General features: G+C 74.5%; 3 protein-coding genes. All 3 read right to left on the bottom strand.

Translation table 11 applies throughout. The features are described from left to right. Positions 1–388: 388 nt before the first annotated feature. Positions 389–1,579, bottom strand: coding sequence for a GGDEF domain-containing protein (locus NQO67_RS43375; RefSeq protein WP_255956170.1), 1,191 nt, complete (start codon positions 1,577–1,579; stop codon positions 389–391). 128 nt (positions 1,580–1,707) lie between these two features. Then, the gene (locus NQO67_RS43370) at positions 1,708–2,559 is read right to left on the bottom strand and encodes an enoyl-CoA hydratase/isomerase family protein (RefSeq protein ID WP_255956169.1); all 852 of its coding nucleotides are present in this window, start codon (positions 2,557–2,559) and stop codon (positions 1,708–1,710) included. 115 nt (positions 2,560–2,674) lie between these two features. Then, positions 2,675–3,778: an adenylate/guanylate cyclase domain-containing protein gene (locus NQO67_RS43365; RefSeq protein ID WP_255956171.1), complete on the bottom strand. Its 1,104-nt coding sequence runs from the start codon at positions 3,776–3,778 to the stop codon at positions 2,675–2,677. Positions 3,779–4,227: the final 449 nt, after the last annotated feature.

The raw sequence follows: 4,227 nt of genomic DNA, 5'->3' as shown, positions 1-4,227 counted from the left end.
GGGGGCGACACCCCGAAAGGGGTGGAGGAAGGAATAACGAACCACCGGGGGAGAGCCGCGAGTGAGACGGGAGGTGTCGTGGGGGTATGTGCGCGCGCAGGACCGCCGCTGGGTGCCGGTGAACTGGCGGTCCAGGGCAATCGCGCCGGCCGAGCACGTACATACCCCCACGACACCGACCCACCCACCCCACCGAACGCGGCCCTTCGGCACCCCAGGGACAAGGGGACACCCCAAACCCTCTGTGGGCAGTCGTTCCGCAGGGCGGAACGGGTGGGCACAGGCCACGACGCACGGTCACGTGAACGGTTCCGGGCACCCGGACGAACGGCCTAGCCACGACCCACGGTCACGTGCAACGGCACCGGGCACCCCGGACAAGCCCCGGTCACGTATGAGGGGGGCGCAGCCCCCTGATGCGGCGGCGCTCCCCCGCCCGCGGCGCCCCCCTCGCGTCGGCGAGCCGTACGACGGGGTCGTCGGGGCCCGCGCGCCCCGCCACGACCGGCGCCGCCGCCCGCGCAGCCTTCGCCCGGTACTGCGCCGCGTCGGCCAACCGGAACAGCCACCGCGACGACCGCATCGGACCGATCGGATCCCCCGTCGACGCCACCCCGCACGCCACCCCCTCCCCGAGCCGCAACTCGGCCGCGCGCCGGCAGACCTCTTCGGCGACCCGGACCACGTCATCCGACGTCGGCCCCACCGCGAGCAGGCAGAACTCGTCTCCGCCGAGCCGCGCGGCGAGCGCACCGGGCAGCATCGCGCCGCACAGCGAGAGCACGGAGCCGAAGCGTTCGAGGAGCCGGTCGCCGACCGCGTGGCCCTGGGTGTCGTTGACCTGCTTCAGGCCGTTCAGGTCACAGACGACGAGGCTGACGACGTCGCCCGCACGGCGGTGGCTCTCGATGGCCTCGTCGAGCCGCATGTCGACGGCTCGACGATTCGCCAGGCCGGTGAGCGCGTCGGTGAAGGCGAGCCGGCGGGCCTCCTCCAGGCGTTCGGTCTGTGCAAGCCCCGCCGCGACCACGCTGGCCAGCACCGTCGCGAAGTCGGCGTCCGCACGGTCGAACACCGGCGCGCCCACCGGCCGCGCCACGTACAGCTCACCCCACGCCCGGCCGTTCAGCATGATCGGCGCGACGACGCAGGCGCCCCGCCCGCGGCGGCGCAAGGCTGCCGCCCGGCCCCAGCTGCGTGCGGACGGCCGGGGCGCCGGGGCCGCGAACCCGGTGTCGCCGTCCGGGCCCGTGCCCTCGCCCGCCGTCGCCGTCCAGGCCCGCGGCTCCCCGCCGCCGGTCCACCGTTCGTGGAGGAACTCCGTGATCTCGGGGAACTGGTGGACGGGGTACGCCTCGGTCCGGGGGAATTCCTCCTCGCCGGGGGCGCGTTCGCCGACGTTGACCAGGACGCGGAGCCGGCCCAGGTCGCGCTCCCACACCGACAGCGCGGCGAAGCTGCCGTTCAGGGCACGGCGGGCGCCGTCGGCGGCGGCGTGCCAGGAGTGCTGCGGCGAGTGTGCCGCAGCCATGCCCCGGGCCAGATCCACGACGGCTTGCAGCCGGGCATCGTCAGGCATTTTTCCAGGTTATTGAGTTTTGGGAGGTTTTGCCGGGGTGAGATGTGGGCCCGGGCGCAGCCGGTTCTGCGCGGGGGGCGGCCGCGACGACCGCCCGGGGCTCCGACGGAGCGCGGCCCGGCGAGAACCTACTCGCCGGGCCAGCGCGGTGCCCGCTTCTCGTTGAACGCCGCCACCCCTTCCGCCCGGTCGCCCGAGAAGGCGACGGAACGCCAGGCGGCGTCCTCGACCTCCAGGCCGGCGCGCAGGTCGAGGCCGTGGCCCAGGCGCAGGGCGCGCTTGGCGGCACGCAGGCCGACCGGGGAGTTCGCGGCCATGCGGGCGGCGAGCGCGAGGGCCTCGGTGCGGGCCGTGCCGGGCTCGACGAGCTGGTCGACGAGGCCGAGCCGATGCGCTTCGGTGCCCTCCACACGGCGGGCCGAGAAGATCAGTTCCGCGGCCCGTGCGGCACCGACCCGGCGCGGCAGGAGCTGGGTGCCGCCGCCACCGGGGATCACCCCGACGGACACCTCGGGCAGCCCCACGACCGCGGTCGGGTCGGCCACGATCAGGTCGCAGGCGAGCGCCAGTTCGTATCCGCCGCCGAGGGCGTACCCGTGCACGGCGGCCACGGTGGGCATCGGCAGGTCGAGGACGCCGGTGTAGGCGGCGCGGGCGAGCGGGCGCTGGCGGAGGAGTTCGGCGTCGGTGAGGGAGTTGCGTTCCTTCAGGTCGGCGCCGACGCAGAACGCCCGGTCATGTGTCGACGTCACCACCACGGCGCGCACCTCGCGGTCGGCGGCGAGGTCCGCGCAGGCCTCGGCGATGGCGCGGGCCATGGCCGAGGAGACCGCGTTCATGGCTCGAGGGCGGTCCAGGGCGAGTTCCGCGACGTGTTCGTGACGGTGGATGCGGATCACGTCGCCGTAGCTGCGGGTGGGGTTCTCGCCGGGACCGTCGTTCCCGTCGTCCGTGCGGTGCGCGTCGCTGCGGTCGTCCATGCGGCCTCCTTGGGCACATCCGGCCGCCTCGGGGCACTGCCGGTGCCGGGCGGCCATGCGGGCTTCGGGGATGAAAGATAGGGGGCGGCCCGGGTGCCGGGTCAGCTCGGTCGGCTCACGCGTCCCGGTCCCGTCGGGTCAGCAGCCAGGGCTGGACCACCCCGAGGCCACGCACGGGGCGCTGCCACATGGGCTGGAGTGCGAAGCGGTAGGTGGGGGGCTCCTCGCCCTCCTTCTCGGCGGCGGCCACCGCCTGGGCGGCGTCCGCTTCGGAGGTGGGGGCGTCGCCGGTCCTGGTGATCTCCTCGGCGAAGGCGGCGTCGACGAGCACCGCGTCACGCGGCGCTATCGAGGTGAGGCGGGCCGCGAGGTTCACGGTGGTGCCGAACACGTCGCCCATGCGGGTGGCGACCGTGCCGAAGGCGATGCCGACGCGCAGCTCGGGCATCGTCTCGTCGTGGGCCATGGTCTCTATCAGCAGCAGCGCGATCTCCGCTGCGGTGCCGGCGTCGTCGGCCGCGTAGAGCACCTCGTCGCCGAGGGTCTTGATGAGCCGGCCGCCGCGCGCGGCCACCAGGTCGGCGGCGGTGGTCTCGAAGGCCTCCACCAGCTCGCCCAGTTCCTCCTCCTCCATGCGCCGGGTCAGCCGGGTGAACCCGACCAGGTCGGCGAAGCCGACGGCGAGCCGGCGGTCGACCATCTCCTCGTCGTCCGCGGCCTGCACGACCCGTCCGGTGGCCGCCGCGAGCTGCCGCCGCCACACGTAGACGAGGAACTCCTCCAGCTCCGGCAGCAGCAGCTCTATCAGGGGATAGGTGACCTCGGTCCGGGTCATGCCCGGTTCCGGGGGCTCGGTCAGGCCCTCCAGGAAGGAGTCGATCTGCCACTCCGCCAGGCGGGCGGTGGTCTGCCCGGTGGAGCGGGCCACCTGCACCGCCATGGCCTCGCTGAGCAGCCCCGCCTCCACCAGTCCGGCGAGCCGGCGCAGCGCCAGGACGTCCGCCTCGGTGAGGGCCTTGGCCTGGCCGATGTCGGCGAAGCCCATGGCGCGCCAGAAGCGGGACGCCAGTTCCATGGAGACGCCCGCGCTGCGGGCCGCCTGGAAGGGGGTGTAACGGCGCTCGGCGCCGAGGATCAGCTGTTCGAGGCGGAGCGCGAGCGGATCGTCGCCCCCCGCGTCCTGTTCGGGTTCGTCCACCCGGTCGGCGGCGGGCTCGATGTGCTGCCCGCCGGGTCCCGCCGCGGCACCCGACTCGTTGTCGGCGCCGGCCCGCTGGGCGTGGTCGGCCGAGGGGCCGTTGTCGGCCTGCCGGCCGCTCTCGGCTCCGTGCTGCCGGGCGGCGGCCGACTCCTCGCCGGGGCCGGGCTCACCGCCGGCGTTGCCGGGAGTGCCCGTGCCGGAGCCCGAGTCGTCGACGGTCACGCCTGTTGCCTTCCGATCTGTCACGGTCGGGTACCGACCGGCACCACTCTACTGAGCGACCTGACGTCAAGGCGCCCCCGGCGGGACGGTCGTGCACTCGGTTGCCTTGGGCTCCGACCTGCTCTTTCCCCGCCGGACGCAGCCGGGCGGCCGCCGGGCACGACCGGGTGGATCCGGGCGGCGGAACCGTCCGGTGCGCCTGCCGGTATCGCGGTCCCGGGAGGACACAGTACGTCAGATGTGGG

Origin of the sequence: Streptomyces odontomachi (assembly GCF_024435355.1) — a bacterium.
GTDB lineage: Bacteria > Actinomycetota > Actinomycetes > Streptomycetales > Streptomycetaceae > Streptomyces > Streptomyces odontomachi.
The sequence above is the reverse complement of the archived record's forward strand: the minus strand, read 5'-3'. Positions and strand labels throughout refer to the sequence as shown.

Coding starts and splice junctions, on each gene's coding strand:
- NQO67_RS43375 (WP_255956170.1), bottom strand. CDS start 1,579: ATGCCTGACGATGCCCGGCTGCAAGCCGTCGTGGATCTGGCCCGGGGC.
- NQO67_RS43370 (WP_255956169.1), bottom strand. CDS start 2,559: ATGGACGACCGCAGCGACGCGCACCGCACGGACGACGGGAACGACGGT.